A 22,917-nucleotide genomic window follows, 5' to 3' on the forward strand; every position below is an offset into this window, starting at 1 on the left:
CGTGCCCTCTCTTGCCTCGGGGTCTCGAGTCGCTCTAGAGTCGGGCCTGGTTTTGAGTACGCTCGGTCGGCTGGGGGTGGCGGCATGCAACTGGCGATACTGGCAGGTTTTGTGGTGGCGGGGCTGGCGCCGCTGCTCCATCGTGGCTTCGGGGCCAGGACACCCTTGTTGATGGCCATGTTGCCGGCGGCCTTCGCCGTGTGGCTTGCCAGCCTGTGGCCGGTTCTTGCCGATGGCGAGTCGCTCCTGCTGGAGTGGGCCTGGGTGCCGGGGTTGGATATCACCCTGACCTTCCTGATCGATGGCCTGTCCTGGTTGTTCGCCATGCTGATCACCGTGATCGGCACGCTGGTGCTGGTTTATGCGGGAGAGTACCTGAAGGGAGAGCGTGACCTGCCGCGCTTTCTGGTGGTGATCACCGCCTTCATGATGTCGATGCTGGGCCTGGTGCTGGCCGATAACCTGGTGGCGTTGTTCGTCTTCTGGGAACTCACCAGCATCACGTCCTACCTGTTGATCGGCTTCCATCATACCGATCCCGTGGCCCGCAAGTCGGCCCAGCAGGGGCTCTTCGTCACCGTCGGAGGCGGGCTGGCGCTGCTGGCGGGGTTCGTCATGCTCGCCCAGGCCGGCGACAGCTGGTCGCTGGCCGTGCTCAACGAGCGAGGCGGGCAGCTCACCGGTCATGAGCTCTATACGCCGATGTTGCTCTGCATCCTGATCGGCGCCTTTACCAAGTCGGCCCAGTTCCCCTTCCATTTCTGGTTGCCCAATGCCATGGCCGCGCCCACGCCGATCTCGGCCTACCTGCACTCCGCCACCATGGTCAAGGCCGGAGTCTATCTGCTGGCACGCCTGCACCCGGCACTGGGGGGAACCGAGCTCTGGGAGGTGACGCTTTCGCTGGTGGGGGCCGTGACCATGCTGACCGGTGCCTTCCTGGCCATTCGCAGCATCAATATCAAGCTGCTGCTGGCCTACTCCACGGTCATGGCGCTGGGGACGCTGACCATGCTGCTGGGGCTCGGTACCGAAGGGGCGCTGGTCGCCTTCGTCGTCTTTCTGCTGGCCCACTCGCTGTACAAGGGCGCCTTGTTCATGGTGGCCGGTATTGTCGATCACGAGACCGGGACCAAGGATGTCACGGCCATGGGCGGGTTGCGCCGCGTGATGCCGCGAACGGCAGTGGTGGCCTGCGTGGCGTCGTTGTCGCTGGCGGGCCTGCCGCCGCTGTTGGGGTTTCTCGGCAAGGAGTTGATGCTGAAATCGGTTCTCGCCGCCGATCACTATGGCGGGCTGATTCTGCTGCTGGCCTTCACTGGCGCCTTTCTGACGCTTGCGGTGGCGACCATCGTGCTACTGAAGCCGTTCTTCGGGCCGCGCGTCGAGACCCCGAAGACACCTCATGAAGCACCGGCTGGCATGCTCGTTGGGCCAGCCTTGTTGGCGGCGCTTTCCTTGCTGTTCGGCCTGGCTCCCGGCACCCTCGATACCCTGGTGGAGGTCACCGTGAACGGCCTGGGCGCCGTCGAAGCGAATGTGCACCTGGCGCTCTGGCATGGCATCAACCTGCCGCTCTTGCTGTCGATGGCGAGCCTGGTGCTGGGGCTTCTGGTCTTTCGATACTGGGATGGGGTCCGCCGGCGACTGGCCTGGCTCGATCCGCTCATCCATCGAGGTCCAGAACGCGGTTACGAGAAGCTGATGGCCGGCATGGTGTGGGTTGCCGAGTGGCAGACCCGGTGCCTCCAGAACGGCTATGTTCGCAATTATCTGGTGATGACGCTGCTGGTCCTGCTGGGGCTGGTCGGTCATGCGCTGCTCGTTCGCCACCCGCTGGATATCGAGATGTCAATCGATGCCTACTTCCACGAAGTGGTGGTGGCAGGGCTGATGATTGCCGGCGCCCTGGCGGCCTGCGTGATGCGCTCGCGACTGGCCGCCGTGGCTGCCGTGGGCATCATGGGTTTCTCCATTGCCTTGATCTTCGTGCTGTTCAGCGCCCCGGACCTGGCCATCACACAATTGCTAGTGGAGACCCTGACCGTGGTCTTGCTGGTGCTGGTGCTCTTCCGCTTGCCGCGATTTGCCACCCTGTCCGCTCCGGCGGAGCGTTGGCGTGACCTGGTGGTGGCCGGCAGTTTCGGTACGCTGATGACGCTACTGATGCTGTCGGTGCTGAACGGCGAGCGCCTGCCGCGCATCTCCGACTACATGGTGGCCAACAGTCAGCCCCTGGCCCATGGCCATAACATCGTCAATGTCATTCTGGTGGATTTCCGGGCGCTCGATACGCTGGGCGAGATGTTCGTACTGGCGCTGGCCGCGATCGGCGTCCATGCGATGTTGCGTTTCCATGCCGCCGAATACGATGCCGGCCACGGTCAGCCCGGCAGGAGGGGAAACAATGGTTAGATCCGGCACCCTGATCCTCAGTGTGGCGGCACGCCTGCTGCTGCCCCTGCAACTGTTGTTTTCCGTGTTCCTGCTGTTGCGTGGCCATGACGAGCCGGGCGGCGGTTTCATCGCTGGCCTGGTGGCGTCCGGGGCCTTCACGCTCTACTTCTTCGCCTACGGCCGCGGTGCTTTGAGCAAGATGCTCAAGGTATCGCCCCGCGATCTGGTCGCCATGGGGTTGTTGTTCGGTGTGCTCTCGACCCTGCCGGCCTGGTGGATGGGGGAGCCCTTCTTCACTTCCCAGTGGTGGACGATTCCGGTCATCGACTTCAAGGCCTCCACGCCGTTGATCTTCGATATCGGGGTCTATCTGGCGGTCGTCGGTTCGGTGCTGACGGCGATCACCGCGCTGGTCGATACGGATCATGCCGACGATTCGCGAGATTGAGGAGAGAGTCATGGAATCTCTGATGGCAGTGACGATCGGCGTGCTCTTCGCCACGGCGATCTACATGATGCTGCGCCGCTCCATCGTCAAGCTGGTGATCGGCTTGATGCTGCTTTCCAATGCCGCCAACCTGCTGATCTTCTCCATGGCGGGGATGGTGCGCGGTGCCCCGCCGCTGGTGCCGAAGGGACTATCGGCACCAGCGGGGGCCGTGGCTGACCCGCTACCACAGGCATTGGTACTCACGGCCATCGTCATTGCCTTTGGCGTCTTGTCCTTTGCTGTGGTGCTGGTACGCCGAGCCTGGGAGGTCGTGCGTGCCGATGATCTCGATCGGATGAAGGATACCGACACGTGACCCCTCAGATTGCATTGCCCATCCTGATCCCTCTGCTGGCCGGTGCCGTGTCGCTGGTGTTCTGGCGGTCCCGTGGCATGCAGCGTTTCATTGCCGTGCTCGGCACCGCTGGCTTGCTGCTCACCAGCATCTGGTTGCTGGTCTCGGTGAGTCGTGACGGCATCCTGGTGATGCAGATGGGAGACTGGCAGGCTCCCTTCGGTATCAGCCTGGTCGCCGATCTGCTGGGCGCCATCATGGTGGTGTTGACCGGGATTATCGGATTCGCGGTGGCGATGTTCTCGCTGGCCACCACGGGTCGTGGCCACGAGGCCTTCGGCTACTTTCCGCTGATGCACTTGTTGCTGGCCGGGGTGGCGGGGGCCTTTCTCACCGGCGACATTTTCAACCTCTATGTCTGGTTCGAGGTGATGCTGGTGGCTTCCTTCGCGCTGCTCACCCTGGGCAGCGAGAAGCCGCAGATGGAAGGGGCGATCAAGTACGTCACGCTCAACCTGGTGTCGTCGGTGATCTTCCTGATCGCGGTGGGGTTGCTGTACAGCATGGTCGGCACTCTCAACATGGCCGATATCGCCCAGCGACTGCCCAGGCTCGACGGCAACGGCATGGTCGATGCGCTGGCGATGATGTTTCTGGTTGCCTTCGGCATCAAGGCGGCGGCATTTCCGTTGTTCTTCTGGTTGCCGGCGGCCTACCACACGCCGCCGGTGGCGGTATCGGCACTGTTTGCCGGCCTGTTGACCAAGGTGGGTGTCTATGCCCTTTATCGGGTCTTCACGCTGATCTTCCATCATGATCCGGGCTATACCCATGAAATCCTGTTGTGGGGTGCCGGTCTGACCATGCTGTCCGGGGTGCTGGGTGCTGCGGCGCAGTTCGAGTTCCGGCGTGTCCTGTCTTTTCACATCGTCAGCCAGATCGGCTACATGATCCTGGGACTGGCCCTGTTCACGCCCTTGGCGATCATCGGTGGGGTCTTCTACATCGCGCACCACATCATCGTGAAGGCCAACCTGTTTCTGATCAGCGGTATCGTGCACCGGCTGCAAGGCAGCTATCGCCTCGAGGCATTGGGCGGTTTGTATCGTCAGCACCCGTGGCTGGCGGTGCTGTTTCTGATTTCGGCCCTGTCGCTGGCCGGGATGCCGCCCTTGTCGGGTTTTTTCGCCAAGTTCATCGTGATTCGTGCCGGCCTTGAGGCGGGCGCCTATGGCGTGACCTTCATCGCCCTGCTGGTGGGGCTGTTGACGTTGTATTCGATGGTCAAGCTCTGGTCCGAAGTGTTCTGGAAGGCCAATCCGCGCGAGGACGATGAGGCTCCAGATCAGGCCATCGGGCGCGGCGAGCTGTGGTTGATGGTGACGCCGGTGGCGGGACTGGCGCTCTGTACCCTGTTCATCGGGTTCAATGCCGGTCCGCTGTACGCCCTTGCCGAGGCCTCGGCCGGTCAGTTGCTGTCGCCGGAGCGTTACATCGAAGCCGTGCTCGGCGATGCCAGGGGAGGGGAGCGATGATCGGCGTGGTCTGGAACTTGCTGCTGGGGCTGGCCTGGGTCGTGCTGACCGGCGACTTCAGCGGCGGCAACCTGCTGGCGGGGCTGGTCTTCGGGTACCTCGTGCTGGCGCTGATCCAGCCCCAGGTGCCGGCACTGTCGGGCTATGCCCAGCGCTTGCCTCGCCTGGTGCGTTTCGTCGGCTTTTTTCTCAAGGAACTGGTGATGGCCAATTTCAAGGTGTCGTATGACATCGTCACGCCACCCTGGTACATGAAGCCGGGGGTCATCGCCATGCCGCTGGAAGCCCGGACGGAGGTCGAGATCGCCTTTGTGGCCAATCTGATCTCGTTGACGCCGGGCACCCTGAGCCTGGATGTGTCCGATGACCGCCGGGTGTTGTACATCCACGCCATGTTTCTCGATGACGAGCCGGCGCTCAGGCGTAGCCTGGCCGAGCTGGAGCGTCGAGCCCTGGCGCTGTTTCGCTAGCAAGAGAGGTTCTGCATGTCGACCGTGGTTCTGATCAGTCTGGCGGTAATGGCATTTGCACTCTGCCTGACCTTCATTCGCCTGTTTCGTGGCCCGAGTCTGCCCGACCGGGTGGTGGCCCTGGAGCTGTTTTCCTCGATTCTCGTCGGCATCATCGGGGTGGTAGCCATTGCCGCCGATGTAGCCCTGTTGCTGGATGTCGCCATCGTCGTGGCGTTGATGGGATTCATGGCGACGATCGGATTTGCGCGTTTTCTCGAGCGGGGAGGGCCGCGTGATGATTGAGTGGTTCGTCGCGGGCCTGACTCTGATCGGCGCCGCCTTCATGTGCCTGGCCGCGCTCGGCGTACTGCGGTTGCCCGATTTGCTGACCCGCATGCACGCGACGACCAAGGCGGCGACCCTTGGCGTGTCGCTGGTCATGCTGGCAGTGGCCCTGCACTTCGCCGAGGAGGCCGTGGTGGCCAGGGCCTTCGGGATCATCCTGTTCATCATGATGACCGCGCCCGTGGCGGCCCATGCCATCGGGCGTGCCGGCTATTTTGTCGGCGCACGCCTATGGGATGGCACCCTGAAGGATGAACTCAAGCCGCATTACGATCCGCTGAGTCACCGGCTGGACAGTGGGCTGGACAGCGAACGAGGCGACCAGGCCGATGTGTCGGATCGGGAAAAGTGACGAGATGGCGCGATGGGCTGGCGCCCGGTGCCCTTTGTAGGCGATGATCGGGGCCGACACCGCCAAGGAATGCGATGCCATGACGCTCAAGCTGCTCCCCCTCGCCATCTTGTGTGCTGCCCTGGTCGGCTGCCAGAGCACCCAGCCCCGGGATGCCCGGGCCGAGTCTTCCACGACCTCGGAAAACGCCGGATCGACCAGTGGGGCCTCCGTGACCGAAGCGGAGAAAGAATCCTTCGAGGCCTGGCTGGCGAACTTTCGTCGCCAGGCCCGTGCCGAGGGCATCGACGAGACGACCCTCGCGCGCGCCCTGGATGGGCTGCGCTATCAACCCCGGGTCATCGAGCTGGATGGCTCTCAGCCGGAGTTCGTGAGACCGATCTGGGAGTATCTCGACAGTGCCGTGTCGGCGTCGCGCGTCAGCAATGGGCGCGAGCGCCTGGCCGAATACCGCGATACGGCTCGTCAGATGAGCGAGCGATACGGGGTGCCCAGCGAGGTCCTGGTGGCCATCTGGGGCATCGAGAGCAGCTACGGCGACTATCTCGGTGACTTCTCGACTCTGGAAGCGCTGGCCACGCTGGCCCATGACGGCCGCCGCCGTGACTTCGCCAGAGGCGAGCTGCTTGCCGCTCTGCGCATCATCGAGGCCGGCGATATTTCCCCGGAACGCATGAAAGGCTCCTGGGCCGGTGCCATGGGGCATACCCAGTTCATTCCCTCCAGCTTCCTGGCCCATGCCGTGGACGGTGACGGTGACGGTCGCCGGGATATCTGGAGCAACATCGCCGATGTCCTGGCCTCCACGGCGAATTATCTCGACGAGGCTGGATGGCGGGAAGGCGAGCCTTGGGGGACCGAGGTGCGCCTGCCACAAGGTTTCGATTATACCCTGACTGAGCCCGATATCCGGCGTTCCAGTGCCGAGTGGGCGGCGGCCGGCGTGCGTTCCTGGGATGGCCAGCCGCTACCCGACCTTGCCTCGGCCTCGGTGATCACCCCGGCCGGTGCTCAGGGGCCGGCCTTCCTGGTTGGCCACAACTTCCGGACCATCCTGCGTTACAACAATGCCACCAGTTACGCGCTTGCGGTGGCAACGCTGAGTGACAGGATCGCCGGACGCGATGGCATTCAGGGTGACTGGCCACGCGAGCAGCCGCCCCTGAAACGCAGCGAGGTGCGCGAGATGCAACAGCGTCTCGACGATCGAGGCTTCGACGTGGGAACTCCCGACGGCATTCTGGGGCCGAATACCCGTCGTGGGCTGCGTGCCTTTCAGCGACAGATCGGTGTGACGCCCGATGGTTTCGCGACCAAGGCGTTGCTCGAGCGCCTGCGTCGCTGACACGCATGGCATGGAATAGCACGGCAAATAGATAGTACGTCGTCGTTACGATCAAGGAGAGCCCTTCATGAATGCGATGCTTCGTCCTCTGCTGTTGTCCTTGGTGTTGTGCTCCTCGTGGGCGATGGCCGCCGATGAGCAGCATGACGCGGATCAGCCGCTTGGCTGGGTGGAGAAGGTCACGCTCGAGCCCGGGAATGTGGAGATCAAGGCCAAGCTGGATAGCGGTGCGTTGACCTCGTCGCTGGATGCTCGTGACATCGAGGTCTTCGAGAAGGACGGCGAGGAGTGGGTGAGCTTCCGACTCAAGCTCGAGAACGAGGCCAATGGCGAGCGTTTCTCCGAGCGTCTGGAACGTCCGCTCTATCGCGACCTGACGGTGCGCGGTGCGGGCGGTCGGGACGAGCGGCCGGTGGTGCTGCTCGAGGTCTGCGTGGGAGATACACGCTACGAGGAGCAGTTCAGCCTGCGCAATCGCGAGGAAATGAATTACCCGATGCTGCTGGGCCGTCGCTCCATCGGCCATCTCGGCGTGCTGGATGTGCGCGAGACCTTCACCACCGAGCCGGATTGCGATACCGACTCGCCGCTGGTGGCTTTCGACCCCGACGAGGAGTGAGCCCTCGTCGGTCTTCAGGCAAGGCGTGCCAGCAGGGCGGTGACGGCGGTTTCCACCCGCAGGATGCGAGGCCCCAGGTGCACGCCTTGACACCCTGCCTCGAGGAGCTTGTCGACTTCCCAGGGAATGAAACCGCCCTCCGGGCCGACGACCAGGAGAGTCGGTTCATCGACGCCGCGTGGGCAGGCCTCCGGCATGCCGGGGTGTGCCACCAGCCCGCGGCGAGATGCCAGCAGTTCCGGCAGGTGGTCCTCGACGAAGGGGCGGAAGCCCTTGGCCAGCGTCACTTCGGGTAATCGGGTATCGCGCGCCTGCTCGAGACCGAGGACCAGGTGGCGATGGATCTTGTCTGCGCCGAGTTCTGGCGACTGCCAGTAGCTCTTTTCCACGCGACGGGTATTGAGCAGGGTCAGGGATTTCACGCCCAGGGCCGTGGCGTGCTCGAGGCTGCGTGCCAGCATGCGCGGGCGAGGCAGTGCTAGGACCAGGTGAACCGGCAAGGCTGGCGGTGGTGCTTCCCCGAGACCGCTGACATCGAACAGAGCCTCGTCGTCGCGGTGCTCGAGCAGGGTGCCGCGTCCCAGGAGACCGTTTTCGATCCCCAGTGTCAGGGTGTCGCCGACGCGCGCTCGATGCACGTCGCGGAGGTGCGCCAGTCGGCGAGGGTCGCGGACCCGGGCCAGTTGCCCGGTCTCGAGGTCCTCGGGCGAGAGCAGGATCAGGTTCATGGCGTCTCGTGATACCTTGTGGTGGATGGAAGGGACCCTGGCGGCGCTTGCCGATTTTCCCCGGGTGCCTTGCATGGTGGGTGGCGCGGTGCACAATACTTGGATGAAGGGCGATCGCCCAGTCGACAATGACAAGGAGCAGCGCCGTGCGCGTGATACGCAAGTATGCCAACCGTCGGCTCTATGATACCGAACAGAGCCGCTATGTAACCCTTGAGGACCTGCGTAGCCTGGTGCTCGACGAGGTACCTTTCCGGGTTGAGGACGCCAAGTCCGGCGAGGATCTGACGCGTACCATCCTGCTGTCGATCATCATCGAGCAGGAGCAGGCCGATGGCGAGGCTGAAGTCTTTTCCAACGACCTGCTGGCCCAGTTCATCCGGGTCTACGACATGGCCAAGCCGCTGCCCCTGGCGCGTTACCTGGAGCAGGGGACTCGCCTGATGCTGGAACAGCAGAAGCACATGCAGGACCAGTGGCAGCAGGCCATGCGGCACACGCCCATGGAGCTGATGCGCGAGCTGGCCGAGGAGAACATGCGTTTCTGGCAGCAGAATCTGGGTGGCAACCGCAACAAGCAGGACGACGACGACAACGACAAGTCGTGATCGGGCGGCGGTCGCGGCGAGTTTCTGACATAATGCCGCGACGTTTCCCCGAGGTATTGAGGTAGAGCAGCGGATGAAGGTTCTGATCATCGGCGGCGGTGGCCGCGAACACGCCCTGGCCTGGAAGGTCGCCCAGTCGGCTCGGGTCGAGTCCGTCCACGTGGCCCCGGGCAATGCCGGCACCGCCCGTGAGCCGGGGCTCGAAAACGTGGCGATCGGCGTCGACGACCTGGATGGCCTGGTGGCTTTCGCGCGCGACGAGGACATCGATTTGACGATCGTCGGCCCCGAGGCGCCGCTCGTCGACGGCGTGGTGGACCGGTTCCGTGAGGCCGGGCTGACAATCTTCGGCCCCACGGCCGGCGCGGCTCAGCTCGAAGGATCCAAGGCCTTCACCAAGGATTTTCTGGCACGCCATGCGATTCCTTCCGCCGAGTATCGCACCTTCGTCGCGGTGGAGCCGGCGCTCGACTATCTCGCCGAGAAGGGGGCTCCGATCGTCATCAAGGCCGATGGCCTGGCGGCTGGCAAGGGCGTCATCGTGGCCATGACCGAAGCCGAGGCCGAGGCGGCGATTCGCGACATGCTCGAGGACAATGCCTTCGGCGATGCTGGTGCGCGCGTGGTGATCGAGGAATTCCTCGAGGGCGAGGAGGCCAGCTTCATCGTCATGGTAGATGGCAACACGGTGCTGCCCATGGCGACCAGCCAGGACCACAAGCGTGCCCTCGATGGCGATACCGGTCCCAATACCGGCGGCATGGGCGCCTATTCGCCGGCGCCGGTGGTCACCCGCGAGGTCCATGAGCGCATCATGGCCCGGATCATCGAGCCCACGGTGCGAGGCATGGCCGAGGAAGGCCATCCCTACACCGGCTTTCTCTATGCGGGGCTGATGATCGATGCCGAAGGCAATCCCAAGGTGATCGAGTACAACTGTCGGTTCGGCGACCCCGAGACCCAGCCGATCATGATGCGCCTGACCTCGGATTTCGCCGAACTGTGCCTGGCCGGTGCCCGAGGCAAGCTCGACGGGCTTTCCTGTGACTGGGACGCGCGCGATGCCGTGGGCGTGGTGATGGCGGCCGGCGGTTATCCCGGCGAGTATCGCAAGGGCGATGTCATCACCGGTCTCGAGGCCGCCGACGCCACCGGCTGCAAGGTCTTCCATGCCGGAACCCGGTTCGGCGAGGGGAATGAGGTCGTGACCGCCGGCGGCCGAGTGCTTTGTGTGACTGCCTTGGGCAAGGGAATCTCGGCAGCCAGGGATCTGGCCTATCGCGGCCTGGCCGAGATCGACTGGCCCGATGTCGCCTATCGTCGTGATATCGCTCATCGCGCCATCGAGCGCGATGACGGCTGAGAGGCACCTGGGCGCGTGATATTCCGCTCGCAAGAACATTTCAGGAGGTCGCAACATGGAACGCGTCAGGCTCGAGTTTCCTGAAGCGGATGTGCGTCATCGCCATGGCTTGACGGTGCGTGTCACCGACATGAACTACGGGCGTCATCTCGGGCATGACGCCGTGGTGTCGCTGATGCACGAGGCGCGCGTTCAAGCCCTGGCCAGCCTGGGACTCTCCGAGGGCGACATGGAGGGCTATCTCTGCGTGGTGGCGGATCTGGCAGTGCAATATCAGGCCGAGTCACGCTGGCCGGATGCCCTGATGATCGAGACCGGCATTCCCGCGCCGTCGCGCAAGTCGATCGCCGTCTACCATCGTCTGCGCCGCGAGTCGGATGACCGCAGCGTGGCAACCGCGCGTCTCAATCTGATGTTGATTGATCCCGATACGGGACGCCCAGCGCCGGTACCCGCTACCCTGGCAGACCGTCTGATGGGGAACGACTGATGTCACGGGAGTATCCGATCATCGCTGTCACCGGCTCGTCCGGGGCGGGCACGACCACCGTGAAACGTACCTTCGAGCGCATGTTCGCCCGCGAGGATGTGCACGCGGCCTTCGTCGACGGCGATGCCTTTCATCGCTATACCCGCCAGGAACTGGCGCGCATGTTCCGCGAGGAGCCCGAGCGCAAGGACGAGCTCTCTCACTTCGCGGTGGAAGCCAACCTGCTCGACAAGCTCGAGGAGCTGTTCCTGGAGTATGGCGAAAACGGCGTCGGCACCTATCGGCATTACATCCATGCCGAAGACAAGTCGATGATCGAAGCCGGCTACCAGGTCGGGACCTTCACCGAATGGCAGTCGCTGCCCTCGGGCACCGACCTGCTGTTCTACGAAGGGCTGCACGGTGGCCTGGTCACGGCCGAGCATGACATCGCCCGACACGTCGACCTGCTGGTGGGCGTGGCGCCGACCATGAATCTGGAGTGGATCCAGAAGATTGATCGTGACATCCAGGCGCGGGGTTACACCCAGGAAGCGGTGATCGACACCATCCTGGGGCGCATGGACGATTATGTGCGCTATATCCTGCCCCAGTTCTCGCGGACCCATATCAATTTCCAGCGCGTGCCCACGGTGGATACCTCCAACCCTTTCGAGGTGCAGGACATCCCCACCGATGCCGAATCCTTCGTAGTGATCCGTTTTCGCGACCCAGCCACCGTGGATTTCCCGTATCTGCTGGCGATGATCCAGGACTCCTTCATGAGCCGCCCCCATACTCTGGTGGTGCCCGGGTCGCGTCTGTCGCTGGCCATGGAACTGATCCTGGCCCCGCTGGTGCGACACCTGCTGGCTCAGCGGCGGTTTCGTTGAGCCGGTCGGGACTGACAGCGCCCTTTTCGACCGTTACTCTCGTGGGGTAGCGTTTTCGTCGATGCCTTCCCCTGGAGCCTGACATGGACTGCCTGTTCTGCAAGATCATCAATCGCGAGATTCCCGCCGATATCGTCTACGAGGACGATGACGTTCTGGCCTTCAACGATATCGATCCCAAGGCGCCGATCCATATGCTGGTGGTGCCGAAAAAGCACATTGCGACCCTGAACGACATCGAAGAGGGCGATCTGGCCCTGGTGGGGCGCCTGCAGTACACCGCCGCGCATCTGGCCAAGGAGCAGGGGTTCGCCGACGATGGCTATCGGGTGGTGATGAACTGCAATGACCAGGGCGGCCAGACGGTCTATCATATTCATATGCACCTGATGGGCGGTCGTCGCTTCACTTGGCCGGCTGGATAGCCGGAACCCGCGCGGCGTCAGGCTGTGCTGTCGCAAGCGCTCGACGCATCGGGTGCATCTCGTAGCGCCGCCCGCAAGGCGGCGTTTCGTATTCCGGGCGCTGTGCGCGGCCAATGGCTCGGTTACAATGTCGTGACTGATCTCACGAGGGGGTGCCATGACTCGTCAATATTCCCGCGCCGACGACCTGATCCACCAGTTCGATACCGTATTGCGCACCCTGGTGCCCAGGGCAGCTCAGCCCTCGCGGCCTTCGCCTGCCGCCGACGAGATACAGGACGAGGCGCTCGACGACGAGCAGCGACGTCATGCCGCCGGGCTGATGCGCATCAATCATACCGGCGAGGTTTGTGCCCAGGCGCTCTACCAGGGACAAGGCTTGACCGCCAAGCTGCCCGAGGTACGTGGCCAGATGGAAGAGGCCGCTCAGGAGGAAGTCGATCATCTGGCCTGGTGCGATGCCCGCCTGCAGGAACTCGATGGCCGTACCAGCCTGCTGAATCCGCTGTTCTATGCTGCGTCCTTCGGTATAGGCGCCGTGGCGGGAGCCGTGGGCGATCGTGTCAGTCTGGGGTTCGTGGCTGCCACCGAGGAGCAGGTGGGGCGCCATCTCGATGAGCATATGGAAAAGTTGCCGCCTGGCGATCGTCGTTCCAGGGCGGTGCTCCGCCAGATGGCCATCGACGAGGCCCATCATGCCCATCAGGCTCTGGAAGCCGGTGGGGCGCGTTTCCCGGCGCCGGTCAAGGTCGGCATGACGCTGATGTCCAAGGTGATGACCAAGTCTGTCTACAGGCTTTGAAAGCCCCTTTGGGGCGAGCCATAAGCTCGAAGCCGAAAGAACCCTAAAAAGCGAACCCCACCCCGAGCTTGTCAGGGTGGGGTTCGCTTTTGCTTACAGCTTAAGGCTTACAGCTCCCGCGCGCCGCAGCGGGTCAGTCCAGGTTCCGCGAGTAGAAGATCTCGAGCATTTCCTTGCGTAGCCGGCCTTCGATGTCGCGCGCTTCCTCGAAGGAGATGTCGCGTCGCGAGGTGCCGAACAGGTAGTTGTCCAGCTCGAAGTCCTTGAGCAGCATCTTGGTGTGGAACATGTTTTCCTGATACACGTTGACATCGATCATCTGGTAGGCGCGCTTGGTGTCTTCGGCCAGGTAGTCCTGGATGGACGTGATGTCATGATCGATGAACAACTTGCGGCCATCCACGTCCCGGGTGAAGCCACGTACCCGGTAGTCCATGGTGACGATGTCGGAGTCGAAGCTGTGGATCAGATAGTTGAGGGCCTTCAGCGGGCTGATCTGGCCACAGGTGGAAACGTCGATGTCCAGGCGAAAGGTGCTGATGCCGTTGTCGGGATGCGATTCCGGGTAGCTGTGGACGGTGACGTGGCTCTTGTCGAGATGGGCGACCACGGTTTCGGGCAAGGGGCCGGGGCCGGGGGCCATCTGTTCGGGCGCCGCCTCTTCCAGCTCGTGCTCGGCGATCAGGATGGTCACGCTGGCGCCATGGGGCTCGTAATCCTGACGGGAGATATTGAGCACCTGGGCGCCGATGATGTTGGTGACATCCTTGAGAATCTGGGTGAGACGCTCGGCATTGTAGAGCTCATCGATGTAATCGATGTAGGCCTGCCGCTGCTCCTCGGTCTTGGCGTAGCAGATGTCGTAGATGTTGAAGCTCAGGGAGCTGGTCAGGTTATTGAACCCGTGGAGTCGGAGATTGCCGGTCACGTCCGAGCCTCCTTCGATATGGCTGATGGTGTGCATCCCGACGAACGCGCCGGAAGACGCGTGGCGATGTGAAGGCGCGTATTATGCACAGCCCTTGGTGGGCGCGCACCCGGCAAGCCATGTTTTTTTCCGTATTGCCCGGGCGTGTGCCTCACTGTTCGACGATGGTAAAGGAATGCGTCACGTCGACGCCGCCGTTGGCCAGCATGATCGAGGCGCTGCAATATTTTTCGGCGGAGAGTTCCACGGCACGCTTGACCTGCTTTTCCTTGAGTCCCTGGCCGCTGACGGTGAAGTGCACATGAATCTTGGTGAAGACACTGGGCACGCTGTCGGCGCGTTCGGCCTCGATGCTGGCCACGCAGTCCGATACCGGAGCGCGGGACTTCTCGAGGATTTCCAGGACGTCGAAGGAGGTGCAGGCGCCCATGCCCATAAGCAGCATCTCCATGGGACGCGGGCCGGTGTTGCGGCCGCCGTGGTCGGGCGGCCCGTCGATCACCACGCTATGGCCGCTGCCGGCCTCGGCGACGAACTGGCGACCGTCTGTCCATTTGACGCTGGCTTTCATGGCGCAAGGTATCCTTATTCATTCAGAAGACGAGTAGGGGGCGTCAGCATAGCAGTTGCCGGCGTTTGACTCAGCCCCGCAGGATCCGGTCCAGGGAAGCGAGTCGTTCGGGAGTGCCCACGTCGACCCACTGTCCCCGGTGATGATGGCCGGTGACTCTATCGTCGGCCATGGCGGCACGCAGCAGCGGCGCCAGGGCGAAGGAGCCCTCGTCCCGATCGGCGACCAGGGCGGGGTCGAGCTGGGCGATCCCGGCATAGGTCAGGCGCGGGCCAGGCCCTTCTCGAACGCGACCGTTTGCATCGAGCAAGAAGTCGCCATCGCGATGATGGTCCGGATTGTCGACCAGCACGAGCCGCGCCAGGTCGGTGCCCAGCGATGATGGCAGCGTGGCGGGATCGAGATCGCACCAGACATCGCCGTTGACGAGCAGGAAGGGCTCGTCGCCGAGCAGGGGCAGAGCCTGGCGAATGCCACCGCCGGTCTCCAGGGGGGTCGTTTCATGGCTCCAGGCGATGGACACACCGAAGGCGCTGCCATCGCCCAGGGCATCGACGATCTGCTCGGCGCGGTAGCTGACGTTGATCACCAGCTCCCGGATGCCGGCATGGGCAAATCGTTCCAGATGATGGACGATCAGCGGCTTGCCGCCGGCTTCCAGCAGCGGCTTGGGGCAATGGTCGGTAAGCGGACGCATGCGAGTGCCGAGCCCCGCGGCCAGGATCATCGCCTTCATGCCACGTGCTCCCAGGTGATGCCTTGGGCCGCCAGCTTGGCCAGCAGGGCCGGACGAAGGGTATCGGCGACCCAGTGCCGGAAATCGGCCAGCTCGTCCAGTTCTGCCAGGGCATCCTCCAGGTGGTCGAGAAAATGCGGTATGCGGGCGAGATAGCCCTGGCGGCTGTCTCGCAGCGTCAAGCGGCAGAAGATTCCGATGACCTTGAGAGCACGCTGCACGGCCATGCAGGCGACCCAGTGGTGAAATGACTGTGGTTCGATGCTGTCCAGGCGGCCATCGGCCACGGCTCGCTGGCGGAATGCCTCGATCCAGGCGTGGCGACGGCTTGCCGAAAATCGGCAATAGCGGCCATGCAGCAGCGAGATCAGGTCATAGCTCAAGGGGCCGGCCACGGCGTCCTGAAAATCAATCAGGCGCAGCTCGTCGTCGACCACCATCAGGTTCATGGCATCGAAGTCGCGATGCACGGTCACCACCGGCTGGGCCAGGGCGGTATCGATCAGAGACTGACGAAGCGCGGGCCAGCTTGGCGGGGTGGGCAATGCCAGCCAGCGCTCCAGGCTCCAGGTCGTGAAGAGGTCCAGTTCGCGACCCAGCAGGCTGGCGTCGTAGGCCGGCAATCCTGCCGGGTCGGCACGATTCTGCAACATGTCGAGCAATGCCAGGGCCCGGTCGTGCCAGGCCTGGGTGATCGGGGCCTCTGACGTCTCGAAGCAGTGCTGGAGGGGCGTGTCACCGAGGTCCTCGAGCTCCAGGAAACCGGCGTCCAGGTCCACGGCATAAAGGTCGGGGACCGGCAGGCCGGCGTCCGCCCAGCGGCGGGCAATGGCCACGAAGGGGGCGCTGTCTTCCTTGTCCGGCGGCGCGTCCATGAGGATACGTTGGGTGCCATCGGGAAGGACCAGCCGAAAATAGCGTCTGAAGCTGGCATCGTCGGCGGCCAGGCGCAGGTCGAGGGCGGCGGGCGCAATCCCGTGGCGTTCGGCGGCCCACGCGAGAAGGGCGGCATGGCGCGAGGTCGTGTCGGCCTCTGGCATCTTCACCTCTGTTTCGTTCGGTCCGGGACGTCCTTTGGTTGACGACCCCAAGGCGTCGCCGCATGCTGAAGCCCGATGTCGTCGGCGATGACAGGGCTCGTCGGCGGGACAGCTCGTTCTGGGGCTGTATAATACCGATTCACTCCGCCAAGGACATCGTTGAACATGGGCAATCGATCCTCCTGGACGGCCCTGGCCGGCCTTGTGACCTCGAGCATGGTGACTGCCCCGCTGTGGGCAGCGCCCCCCGAGTCATTGCCGGCCGAGCAGCTGGATTGGCACCCATGGGGCGAGGATCGCCCCGAGGGAGCCTTGTGTCGGGGATACTACCAGATGCCGTCGTATCGGCTGGCGGCGCCACCCGAAGGCAAGGTGGCAAGCGAGGCCGATGACGGTCAGTACGGCGAGGATGGTGAGACGGTCCTCAGCGGTGAAGTGGTACTGCGCCGTGGCGATACCCAGCTCGAGGCGCCGCAGGTGCGAGTGCCGGCTTCCCGCGAGCGTGTGGTGGCCGAAGGGCCGCTGGCGTTGCGTGATCACAATTTGCTGGTGCGTGGTGATGCCGCCTCCTTCTCGCTGGACAGCGAGGCGGCGAGCATCGATCAGGCACACTATGTGGCCCATGAACAGCGGTTGCGCGGCGATGCCGTGCAGTTGGCGCGTGTCGCGGAAGGGCGCTATCAGCTCACCGAGGCCAGTTTCACCACCTGTGAGCCGGGCAACGACCTGTGGCGCCTGGTGGGCAATGACATCGAGCTGGATCGGCAGAGCGGTTTCGGCACCGCGCGCCATGCTCGCCTCGAGGTCGGCGAGGTGCCGGTCTTCTACTGGCCCTGGGTCCGTTTCCCCATCGACGAGCGTCGCCAGACCGGCTTTCTGTGGCCGACACTCGGGGTTTCCGGTGACGGGCTCGATTATGCCCAGCCCTTCTACTGGAACATCGCGCCCAATCAGGACGCCACCATCACGCCTCGGGTGATCAGCGATCGTGGCCTGCTGCTCGGCGGCGAATATCGCTATTTGCTGCCCTCCGACGCGGGCACCATCGAGGGCGCCTATATTGCCGACGACCGACGTGCCGGCGATGAAGCGTCGGCCTATTCGACGCTGGAGGATGGCGATGCCCGCTGGTACCTCGATTATCGCCACGCTGGCCGCGTCGATGAGCGTACCCGCTATCAGCTGCGCTATGGCGCCGCCAGCGATGGTAACTATTTCGATGACTTCGGCCAGACGTTCGGCGACACCGACACCCAGAGCATGAAGCGCCTGGCACAGATCGAATACCGTGGCGATACCTGGCGGCTGGAGGGCAAGGCCCAGGGCTATCAGGTGCTGGACGATCCCCTGGACGAGAACGACAAGCCGTTCTACCGGTTGCCGAGCCTGACCGCCGAGGCGCGCTGGCAGCAGGATGTCGGTTTCTACGAGGAGTGGAAGGCCAACGCGACCTACTTCTGGCGTGATATCGAGGGTGATGAACAGGGCTTCTACGATTACAAGGACCGTCAGCGCCAGGTGCCGCTGCGCGAGGCGGCCAACGGGGCTCGGCTGCAATTGACGCCGGCCGTCGGCTGGCGAGGCGATACGACCTGGGGCTTTTTCGAGCCACGACTGCAGCTGCACCATACCAGCTATGAGCTGGATTATGGCGATCGTCTCACCGACCGCGACGAGAGCCTGACGCGCACGCTGCCGGTGGCTTCCGTGGATGCCGGGCTGGTCTTCGAGCGTGATCTCGAATTCGGTGGTGATGCCTTCCGCCAGACCCTGGAGCCCCGGCTCAACTATGCGTACGTGCCGGCGCGGGACCAGAGCGAGTTTCCCGACTTCGACACCTCGGAGCTGGCCTTTTCCTGGAACCAGTTATGGTCGCCCTATCGCTTCAGCGGCGGTGATCGCGTCGGTGATCTCAACCGGCTCTCCTATGGCGTGAAGAGCCGTTTTCTCGAGGACAGCAGCGGTCGTGAACGGCTTTCCTTCGGGCTGGGCCAGGCGGCCTACTTCGAGGATCGGCACATTGACATGCAAGGGAATTCCGACACTCTGCCCGAGGATCCGGATGAGCGTTATCGGGCCACTCGTCAACGCTCGCCCTGGGTGACGCAGCTCGACTGGCGGATCGACGATCATTGGCGCACTCGCTGGGAGTGGCTCTACGACGACCGCAAGAGTCGCACCGAAAGCACGGGATTCGATGTGCAATACCGGGCCGAGGCCGGGCATGTGTTGAACCTCGGCTATCGCTGGCAACTCGAAGGCTTCGAGCCCGCTGAGGATCTCGAGGACACCCGGACTTACGATCTAGAAGAGTTCTCCGCTTCCTTCGCCTACAAGGCGATGGATCGCCTGGACCTGATCGGTGGGGTACGTTACGACAACACGAATGACCGGATGCTCGAGCAACTGGCGGGTGTGCAGTGGAACGACTGCTGCTATGGTCTGCAGCTGGTGTGGCGCGAGTGGATCGATGACGAGGACACCGCCAATACCATCGAGGACGATACCACCGATCGCGGGCTCTTCTTGCGTTTCGTGTTCAAGGGCCTGGGCGGCGTCGGCGGGGAGGCCGGAGGCTTTTTCGAATCGTCGGTCCCCGGCTATCGTGGCACCGACTTCGGCCGCCCCTGATCGGTGCCTGAAACCGCGCAAGACCGCCATCTTCAGGCGTTCTCGCTACCCATCATGACGAAAGGAAGGATAGACATGCGCAGCCGACATATTGCCACCCTGACACTGGCCCTGTGCCTCGGCCTGGCGCCGGTGGGGGCCGCCATGGCCCAGGAGGCGCGTCAGCCCCTGGACCGCATCGTGGCGGTGGTCAACGAGGGCGCGATCATGAACTCCCAGCTCGAGGATCGCGTGGCACGGACCCGTGCCCAGCTGGAATCCCAGGGCATGCAGATGCCGCCGGATGACGTGCTGCGTCAGCGGGTGCTCGACCGGTTGGTCGTCGAGGAGATCCAGTTGCAGATGGCGCGGGAAGCCAATCTCAGCGTGGACGATACCGAGCTCAACCGTCAGGTGCGGGCCATCGCCCAGAACAATGGCATGACCCTGGAACAGTTCGCCGATGCCCTGGAGGCCGATGGGCTGTCGCTCGGCGTGGTGCGCGATCAGGTGCGCCGTGAACTCTTGATGCGTCAGATCCAGCAGCGCCGTGTCGGCAGCCGGGTCAGCATCTCCGAGGCCGAGGTCGAGCGTTTCATTGAACAGCAGGGGGGCGGAGTGACGGCCGAGCAGGCCCGTCAGGCGCTGTTCCAGCGCAAGGCCAACGACGAGATGGAAGCCTGGGTGCAGGAGATTCGCTCTCAGGCCTTTGTGGAAGAGCGCCTCGGATCGGAGTCGTGAGCGACACTGACCTACCCGTTCTTGCTCTGACCACCGGCGAGCCGGCCGGCATCGGCCCCGAGCTTGCGGTGGTGATGGCACGCGACATGCCGACCTCCGCGCGTGTCGTGGCGGTGGGCGACCCGGCGTTGCTCGAGGATCGCGCTCGAGCCGTCGGTTGTGACGTCACGGTTCTCGCACTCGCCCCGGGAGAGACGCCACCGGTGCCCCGCGCCGGCGTGCTGCCGGTATGGCCCGTCGCACTGAGGGCACCTTGTCGGCCTGGGGAGCTGGAGGCACGTAATGCCGCTTACGTGCTGGAGACCCTGGGCCGGGCCGTGGCCGCCTGCCAGGCTGGCGAGGCGGCGGGCATGGTCACCGCGCCCCTGCACAAGGGGGTGATCATCGAGGCGGGCCATGCCGACTTCCGGGGCCATACCGAATACCTGCGTGATGCCTGCGGTGTCGATGAGGTCGTCATGATGCTCGCCACCGATCCGGCTCTGCATGCCATGTCATCCACCTGGCATGGCGAGACAGCGCTGCGAGTCGCCCTTGCCACCACTCATCTGCCGCTTCGCGAGGTGGGCGATGCCGTGACCGGGCCTCGCCTGACGCGTATCCTGCGTATCCTCGATGCCGAACTGCGACATCGTTTCGGTGTCCTGTCGCCACGCATCCTGGTCTGCGGGCTCAATCCCCATGCCGGGGAAGGCGGGCATCTGGGGCGCGAGGAACTCGATGTCATCATCCCGACCCTGGAGGCGCTGCGTGCAGAAGGGCTGACGCTTGACGGGCCGTTACCGGCGGATACCCTGTTCACCCCGCATCATCTGGCCCGAGCCGATGCCGTCCTGGCGATGTATCATGACCAGGGCTTGCCGGTGCTCAAGTACGCTGGTTTCGGACGCGCTGCCAATATCACCCTGGGCCTGCCATGGGTTCGTACCTCGGTGGATCATGGCACGGCGTTGGATCTCGCCGGTTGCGGTTCGGCCGATCCGGGCAGCCTGATCACTGCCGTGAGCTTGGCCATCGAGATGGTGCAGCGCGGCGCGTGATGCACAGAAGATCATAGCGATAGAAGGACACCCCTGAATGTCATCCCGCCCCACGGGTCATCGCGCACGCAAGCGCTTCGGCCAGAATTTCCTGCGTGACCCCGGCATCATTTCCCGGCTGGTACGAGCCATCGGCCCCAGGCCCGGCCAGCGGCTCGTGGAAGTCGGTCCAGGTCAGGGAGCGCTGACCGAGCCCCTGCTCGAGGCGGCAGAGGGGCAACTCGAAGTGATCGAGCTGGATCGTGACCTGATACCGGGGCTGCGTGTCCAGTTCTTCGACAAGCCGGGGTTCGTCATCCACGAGGGTGATGCCCTCAAGTTCGATTTTCGTGAGCTGAGAGGCGACGGCCCCGCTCTGCGCGTGGTGGGAAACCTGCCCTACAATATTTCCACACCGCTGATCTCCCACCTGCTGGCGGCCGGCGAGGCCGTGGCGGACATGCACTTCATGCTGCAGAAGGAAGTGGTCGAGCGTCTCTCGGCCGCGCCCGGTGATGCCGAACGCGGTCGCCTCTCGGTGCTGGCTCAGTACCATTGTCATGTCGAGTCGCTGTTCACCGTGCCGCCGGAGGCCTTCGTGCCTCGTCCCAAGGTGGAATCGGCCATCGTGCGGCTCACGCCGCACGAGGTCCCGCCGCATCGCGCCCGGGACGAGGTGCTGCTGTTCGAGGTGGTGCGCGAGGCCTTTGCCCAGCGGCGCAAGACGTTGCGCAACAACCTCAAGCGGCGCCTGTCGGGCGAGGCATTGTCGGCGCTGGACATCGATCCGGGGCGTCGCCCTCAGACGCTTTCGGTGGCAGAATTCGTGCGCATCGCCGATCACCTGACGGAGGAGGGGAACTGATGGATGCCGTCCCCCAGAGCGAACAGGTGCATGTCGATGTCGAGCCAGCCTTCTGCGTCGACGAATCGGCACCCTCGGAACGACGTTATGTGTTCAGCTATACCATCACCGTGCACAATCATTCCCGGCACAGCATGCAACTGATGGCGCGTCACTGGATCATCACCCAGAGTAGTGGTCAGGTGCAGGAGGTCAGGGGCAAGGGCGTGGTCGGCCAGCAGCCGATGATCGCGCCCGGGCAGACCTTCCGCTATACCAGCCGGGCGATCCTCGATGGCCCCGTAGGGGTCATGGAGGGGGCCTTCACCTGCGTCGACACCGCCACCCAGCGGCCCTTCGAGGTGCCCGTCGCGCCCTTTCGGCTGGCCGGGCCGAACCAGGTGCATTGAGGCCGGGGCTTGAGCGCCATGGCTTGTATCGACCCGCTCATGTCATCCCCTCACCACAACAGGAGCGAGCATGTCCACCTATGCCATCGGTGACCTGCAGGGTTGCCATGCCGAATTCGTTGCCCTGCTCGAGCGCTTGTCGTTCGATCCGCGCCGTGATCGACTCTGGCTGGCTGGCGACCTGGTCAATCGTGGGCCGGCCTCGCTCGACTGCCTGCGCGAGGTCATGGCGCTGGGCGAGTGTGCTGAGGTGGTGCTGGGCAACCATGACCTGCACCTGCTGGCCGTGGCGCGAGGCGGTGCCGGGCTCAAGCGCAAGGACACCCTGGCGGCCATCCTCGAGGCGCCCGATCGCGAGGCACTGCTCGACTGGCTGCAGAGTCGTCCCTTGCTGGTGCGTCGAGGCGAGACGCTGATGACGCATGCCGGTGTGCCCCCGCATTGGGAGGCCGACCAGGCCGAGCGCCTGGCCGGCGAAGTCGAGGCTTGCCTGAGCGGCGAGCGTGCCGGGGACTTCCTCGAACGCATGTATGGCAACGAGCCATCATGCTGGCGCGAGGATCTCGAGGGCATCGAGCGCCAGCGGGTGATCGTCAATACCTTCACGCGGATGCGCTTCATCGATGCCGAGGGATGTCTCGATTTCGCCGCCAAGGAAGGGCTCGACAGCGCACCTGACGGCTTCGCGCCCTGGTTTCAGTTCGCCCGTCGCGACCGAGTGCGCCTGCTGTTCGGTCATTGGGCGGCATTGCAGGGGCATACGCCGGGCAGCCGCGTCAATGCCGAGGCTCTGGATACCGGTTGTGTCTGGGGCGGCGAGCTGACCGCACTGAATCTCGAGACCGGCGAACGCATCAGCGTGCCCGGCTGGCGCTGACATTTTCCTTCCGACGACGGAGG

The 22,917-nt window shown here is 64.0% G+C and carries 26 protein-coding genes; 21 read left to right on the top strand and 5 right to left on the bottom strand.

What is annotated here, in order from left to right:
* The first annotated feature begins 84 nt into the window (after positions 1 to 84).
* From HSDC_RS06730 to rloA3, 9 genes are all read left to right on the top strand, one after another.
* Positions 85 to 2,415 carry a putative monovalent cation/H+ antiporter subunit A gene (locus tag HSDC_RS06730; protein ID WP_064699175.1) on the top strand — a complete coding sequence of 777 codons (2,331 nt, stop codon included), beginning with the start codon at positions 85 to 87 and terminating at the stop codon, positions 2,413 to 2,415.
* On the top strand, positions 2,408 to 2,845 hold the full coding sequence (locus HSDC_RS06735; RefSeq protein ID WP_064699176.1) for a Na+/H+ antiporter subunit B: 438 nt from the start codon (positions 2,408 to 2,410) through the stop codon (positions 2,843 to 2,845). The genes HSDC_RS06730 and HSDC_RS06735 overlap by 8 nt, the downstream gene beginning before the upstream one ends.
* A 10-nt stretch (positions 2,846 to 2,855) precedes the next feature.
* Positions 2,856 to 3,203 (top strand): Na+/H+ antiporter subunit C, encoded by a 348-nt coding sequence (locus HSDC_RS06740; RefSeq protein WP_064699177.1) that lies wholly within the window; start codon positions 2,856 to 2,858, stop codon positions 3,201 to 3,203.
* On the top strand, positions 3,200 to 4,717 hold the full coding sequence (locus HSDC_RS06745; protein WP_064699178.1) for a Na+/H+ antiporter subunit D: 1,518 nt from the start codon (positions 3,200 to 3,202) through the stop codon (positions 4,715 to 4,717). The genes HSDC_RS06740 and HSDC_RS06745 overlap by 4 nt, the downstream gene beginning before the upstream one ends.
* Complete coding sequence (locus HSDC_RS06750; RefSeq protein WP_064699179.1) at positions 4,714 to 5,187, top strand: Na+/H+ antiporter subunit E; 474 nt, start codon at positions 4,714 to 4,716, stop codon at positions 5,185 to 5,187. The genes HSDC_RS06745 and HSDC_RS06750 overlap by 4 nt, the downstream gene beginning before the upstream one ends.
* A gap of 15 nt (positions 5,188 to 5,202) precedes the next feature.
* On the top strand, positions 5,203 to 5,472 hold the full coding sequence (locus HSDC_RS06755) for an MrpF/PhaF family protein (protein WP_064699180.1): 270 nt from the start codon (positions 5,203 to 5,205) through the stop codon (positions 5,470 to 5,472).
* Positions 5,465 to 5,866, top strand: a complete 402-nt coding sequence (gene mnhG, locus HSDC_RS06760; protein ID WP_064699181.1) for a monovalent cation/H(+) antiporter subunit G — start codon at positions 5,465 to 5,467, stop codon at positions 5,864 to 5,866. Before HSDC_RS06755 ends, mnhG begins: the two co-directional genes overlap by 8 nt.
* A 79-nt stretch (positions 5,867 to 5,945) precedes the next feature.
* Positions 5,946 to 7,211 carry a lytic murein transglycosylase gene (locus tag HSDC_RS06765; protein WP_064699358.1) on the top strand — a complete coding sequence of 422 codons (1,266 nt, stop codon included), beginning with the start codon at positions 5,946 to 5,948 and terminating at the stop codon, positions 7,209 to 7,211.
* A 67-nt stretch (positions 7,212 to 7,278) separates the two neighbouring features.
* Positions 7,279 to 7,830 carry a retropepsin-like aspartic peptidase RloA3 gene (gene rloA3 / locus HSDC_RS06770; RefSeq protein WP_064699182.1) on the top strand — a complete coding sequence of 184 codons (552 nt, stop codon included), beginning with the start codon at positions 7,279 to 7,281 and terminating at the stop codon, positions 7,828 to 7,830.
* 14 nt (positions 7,831 to 7,844) lie between these two features.
* Here rloA3 and HSDC_RS06775 read toward each other — a convergent pair whose 3' ends face one another.
* Positions 7,845 to 8,558, bottom strand: coding sequence for a 16S rRNA (uracil(1498)-N(3))-methyltransferase (locus HSDC_RS06775; protein ID WP_064699183.1), 714 nt, complete (start codon positions 8,556 to 8,558; stop codon positions 7,845 to 7,847).
* Positions 8,559 to 8,704: 146 nt separating this feature from the next.
* Here HSDC_RS06775 and phaR point away from each other — a divergent pair, with 146 nt between their 5' ends.
* The 6 genes from phaR (at position 8,705) to coq7 (ending at position 13,118) form a co-directional block, all read left to right on the top strand.
* A complete protein-coding gene (gene phaR, locus HSDC_RS06780; protein ID WP_064699184.1) occupies positions 8,705 to 9,166 on the top strand; it encodes a polyhydroxyalkanoate synthesis repressor PhaR in 462 nt (153 codons plus the stop codon).
* Between the two features lie 73 nt (positions 9,167 to 9,239).
* Positions 9,240 to 10,529, top strand: coding sequence for a phosphoribosylamine--glycine ligase (purD, locus tag HSDC_RS06785; protein WP_064699185.1), 1,290 nt, complete (start codon positions 9,240 to 9,242; stop codon positions 10,527 to 10,529).
* Positions 10,530 to 10,584: 55 nt separating this feature from the next.
* Positions 10,585 to 11,019 carry an acyl-CoA thioesterase gene (locus tag HSDC_RS06790; RefSeq protein WP_064699186.1) on the top strand — a complete coding sequence of 145 codons (435 nt, stop codon included), beginning with the start codon at positions 10,585 to 10,587 and terminating at the stop codon, positions 11,017 to 11,019.
* On the top strand, positions 11,019 to 11,891 hold the full coding sequence (locus HSDC_RS06795) for a phosphoribulokinase (RefSeq protein ID WP_013333256.1): 873 nt from the start codon (positions 11,019 to 11,021) through the stop codon (positions 11,889 to 11,891). Before HSDC_RS06790 ends, HSDC_RS06795 begins: the two co-directional genes overlap by 1 nt.
* A gap of 83 nt (positions 11,892 to 11,974) precedes the next feature.
* Positions 11,975 to 12,316, top strand: coding sequence for a histidine triad nucleotide-binding protein (locus HSDC_RS06800; RefSeq protein ID WP_064699187.1), 342 nt, complete (start codon positions 11,975 to 11,977; stop codon positions 12,314 to 12,316).
* Positions 12,317 to 12,473: 157 nt separating this feature from the next.
* Positions 12,474 to 13,118 (top strand): 2-polyprenyl-3-methyl-6-methoxy-1,4-benzoquinone monooxygenase, encoded by a 645-nt coding sequence (coq7, locus tag HSDC_RS06805; RefSeq protein ID WP_064699188.1) that lies wholly within the window; start codon positions 12,474 to 12,476, stop codon positions 13,116 to 13,118.
* A 133-nt stretch (positions 13,119 to 13,251) separates the two neighbouring features.
* Here coq7 and speD read toward each other — a convergent pair whose 3' ends face one another.
* From speD to HSDC_RS06825, 4 genes are all read right to left on the bottom strand, one after another.
* Complete coding sequence (speD, locus tag HSDC_RS06810; protein WP_064699189.1) at positions 13,252 to 14,046, bottom strand: adenosylmethionine decarboxylase; 795 nt, start codon at positions 14,044 to 14,046, stop codon at positions 13,252 to 13,254.
* 151 nt (positions 14,047 to 14,197) lie between these two features.
* A complete protein-coding gene (locus tag HSDC_RS06815; RefSeq protein WP_064699190.1) occupies positions 14,198 to 14,617 on the bottom strand; it encodes an OsmC family protein in 420 nt (139 codons plus the stop codon).
* Between the two features lie 70 nt (positions 14,618 to 14,687).
* Positions 14,688 to 15,353, bottom strand: coding sequence for an N-acetylmuramate alpha-1-phosphate uridylyltransferase MurU (murU, locus tag HSDC_RS06820; RefSeq protein WP_064699191.1), 666 nt, complete (start codon positions 15,351 to 15,353; stop codon positions 14,688 to 14,690).
* Complete coding sequence (locus HSDC_RS06825) at positions 15,350 to 16,393, bottom strand: aminoglycoside phosphotransferase family protein (protein WP_064699359.1); 1,044 nt, start codon at positions 16,391 to 16,393, stop codon at positions 15,350 to 15,352. Before HSDC_RS06825 ends, murU begins: the two co-directional genes overlap by 4 nt.
* Positions 16,394 to 16,558: 165 nt before the next feature.
* Here HSDC_RS06825 and HSDC_RS06830 point away from each other — a divergent pair, with 165 nt between their 5' ends.
* The 6 genes from HSDC_RS06830 (at position 16,559) to HSDC_RS06855 (ending at position 22,894) form a co-directional block, all read left to right on the top strand.
* Entirely contained in the window at positions 16,559 to 19,024 is a 2,466-nt protein-coding gene (locus HSDC_RS06830) for an LPS-assembly protein LptD (RefSeq protein WP_064699192.1), read from the top strand.
* A 75-nt stretch (positions 19,025 to 19,099) separates the two neighbouring features.
* Positions 19,100 to 19,744: a SurA N-terminal domain-containing protein gene (locus HSDC_RS06835; protein ID WP_064699193.1), complete on the top strand. Its 645-nt coding sequence runs from the start codon at positions 19,100 to 19,102 to the stop codon at positions 19,742 to 19,744.
* Complete coding sequence (gene pdxA / locus HSDC_RS06840; protein ID WP_064699194.1) at positions 19,741 to 20,784, top strand: 4-hydroxythreonine-4-phosphate dehydrogenase PdxA; 1,044 nt, start codon at positions 19,741 to 19,743, stop codon at positions 20,782 to 20,784. Before HSDC_RS06835 ends, pdxA begins: the two co-directional genes overlap by 4 nt.
* Positions 20,785 to 20,821: 37 nt before the next feature.
* Positions 20,822 to 21,628 carry a 16S rRNA (adenine(1518)-N(6)/adenine(1519)-N(6))-dimethyltransferase RsmA gene (gene rsmA, locus HSDC_RS06845; protein WP_064699195.1) on the top strand — a complete coding sequence of 269 codons (807 nt, stop codon included), beginning with the start codon at positions 20,822 to 20,824 and terminating at the stop codon, positions 21,626 to 21,628.
* Positions 21,628 to 22,017: a Co2+/Mg2+ efflux facilitator ApaG/CorD gene (apaG, locus tag HSDC_RS06850; protein ID WP_064699196.1), complete on the top strand. Its 390-nt coding sequence runs from the start codon at positions 21,628 to 21,630 to the stop codon at positions 22,015 to 22,017. Before rsmA ends, apaG begins: the two co-directional genes overlap by 1 nt.
* 70 nt (positions 22,018 to 22,087) lie before the next feature.
* Positions 22,088 to 22,894: a symmetrical bis(5'-nucleosyl)-tetraphosphatase gene (locus HSDC_RS06855; RefSeq protein WP_064699197.1), complete on the top strand. Its 807-nt coding sequence runs from the start codon at positions 22,088 to 22,090 to the stop codon at positions 22,892 to 22,894.
* The last annotated feature ends 23 nt before the right edge of the window (positions 22,895 to 22,917 follow it).

The organism is Halomonas caseinilytica (assembly GCF_001662285.1).
Lineage (GTDB): Bacteria > Pseudomonadota > Gammaproteobacteria > Pseudomonadales > Halomonadaceae > Halomonas > Halomonas caseinilytica.

Coding starts and splice junctions, on each gene's coding strand:
- HSDC_RS06730 (WP_064699175.1), top strand. CDS start 85: ATGCAACTGGCGATACTGGCAGGTTTTGTGGTGGCGGGGCTGGCGCCG.
- HSDC_RS06735 (WP_064699176.1), top strand. CDS start 2,408: ATGGTTAGATCCGGCACCCTGATCCTCAGTGTGGCGGCACGCCTGCTG.
- HSDC_RS06740 (WP_064699177.1), top strand. CDS start 2,856: ATGGAATCTCTGATGGCAGTGACGATCGGCGTGCTCTTCGCCACGGCG.
- HSDC_RS06750 (WP_064699179.1), top strand. CDS start 4,714: ATGATCGGCGTGGTCTGGAACTTGCTGCTGGGGCTGGCCTGGGTCGTG.
- HSDC_RS06755 (WP_064699180.1), top strand. CDS start 5,203: ATGTCGACCGTGGTTCTGATCAGTCTGGCGGTAATGGCATTTGCACTC.
- mnhG (WP_064699181.1), top strand. CDS start 5,465: ATGATTGAGTGGTTCGTCGCGGGCCTGACTCTGATCGGCGCCGCCTTC.
- HSDC_RS06765 (WP_064699358.1), top strand. CDS start 5,946: ATGACGCTCAAGCTGCTCCCCCTCGCCATCTTGTGTGCTGCCCTGGTC.
- rloA3 (WP_064699182.1), top strand. CDS start 7,279: ATGAATGCGATGCTTCGTCCTCTGCTGTTGTCCTTGGTGTTGTGCTCC.
- HSDC_RS06775 (WP_064699183.1), bottom strand. CDS start 8,558: ATGAACCTGATCCTGCTCTCGCCCGAGGACCTCGAGACCGGGCAACTG.
- purD (WP_064699185.1), top strand. CDS start 9,240: ATGAAGGTTCTGATCATCGGCGGCGGTGGCCGCGAACACGCCCTGGCC.
- HSDC_RS06790 (WP_064699186.1), top strand. CDS start 10,585: ATGGAACGCGTCAGGCTCGAGTTTCCTGAAGCGGATGTGCGTCATCGC.
- HSDC_RS06795 (WP_013333256.1), top strand. CDS start 11,019: ATGTCACGGGAGTATCCGATCATCGCTGTCACCGGCTCGTCCGGGGCG.
- HSDC_RS06800 (WP_064699187.1), top strand. CDS start 11,975: ATGGACTGCCTGTTCTGCAAGATCATCAATCGCGAGATTCCCGCCGAT.
- coq7 (WP_064699188.1), top strand. CDS start 12,474: ATGACTCGTCAATATTCCCGCGCCGACGACCTGATCCACCAGTTCGAT.
- HSDC_RS06815 (WP_064699190.1), bottom strand. CDS start 14,617: ATGAAAGCCAGCGTCAAATGGACAGACGGTCGCCAGTTCGTCGCCGAG.
- murU (WP_064699191.1), bottom strand. CDS start 15,353: ATGAAGGCGATGATCCTGGCCGCGGGGCTCGGCACTCGCATGCGTCCG.
- HSDC_RS06825 (WP_064699359.1), bottom strand. CDS start 16,393: ATGCCAGAGGCCGACACGACCTCGCGCCATGCCGCCCTTCTCGCGTGG.
- HSDC_RS06830 (WP_064699192.1), top strand. CDS start 16,559: ATGGGCAATCGATCCTCCTGGACGGCCCTGGCCGGCCTTGTGACCTCG.
- HSDC_RS06835 (WP_064699193.1), top strand. CDS start 19,100: ATGCGCAGCCGACATATTGCCACCCTGACACTGGCCCTGTGCCTCGGC.
- rsmA (WP_064699195.1), top strand. CDS start 20,822: ATGTCATCCCGCCCCACGGGTCATCGCGCACGCAAGCGCTTCGGCCAG.
- apaG (WP_064699196.1), top strand. CDS start 21,628: ATGGATGCCGTCCCCCAGAGCGAACAGGTGCATGTCGATGTCGAGCCA.
- HSDC_RS06855 (WP_064699197.1), top strand. CDS start 22,088: ATGTCCACCTATGCCATCGGTGACCTGCAGGGTTGCCATGCCGAATTC.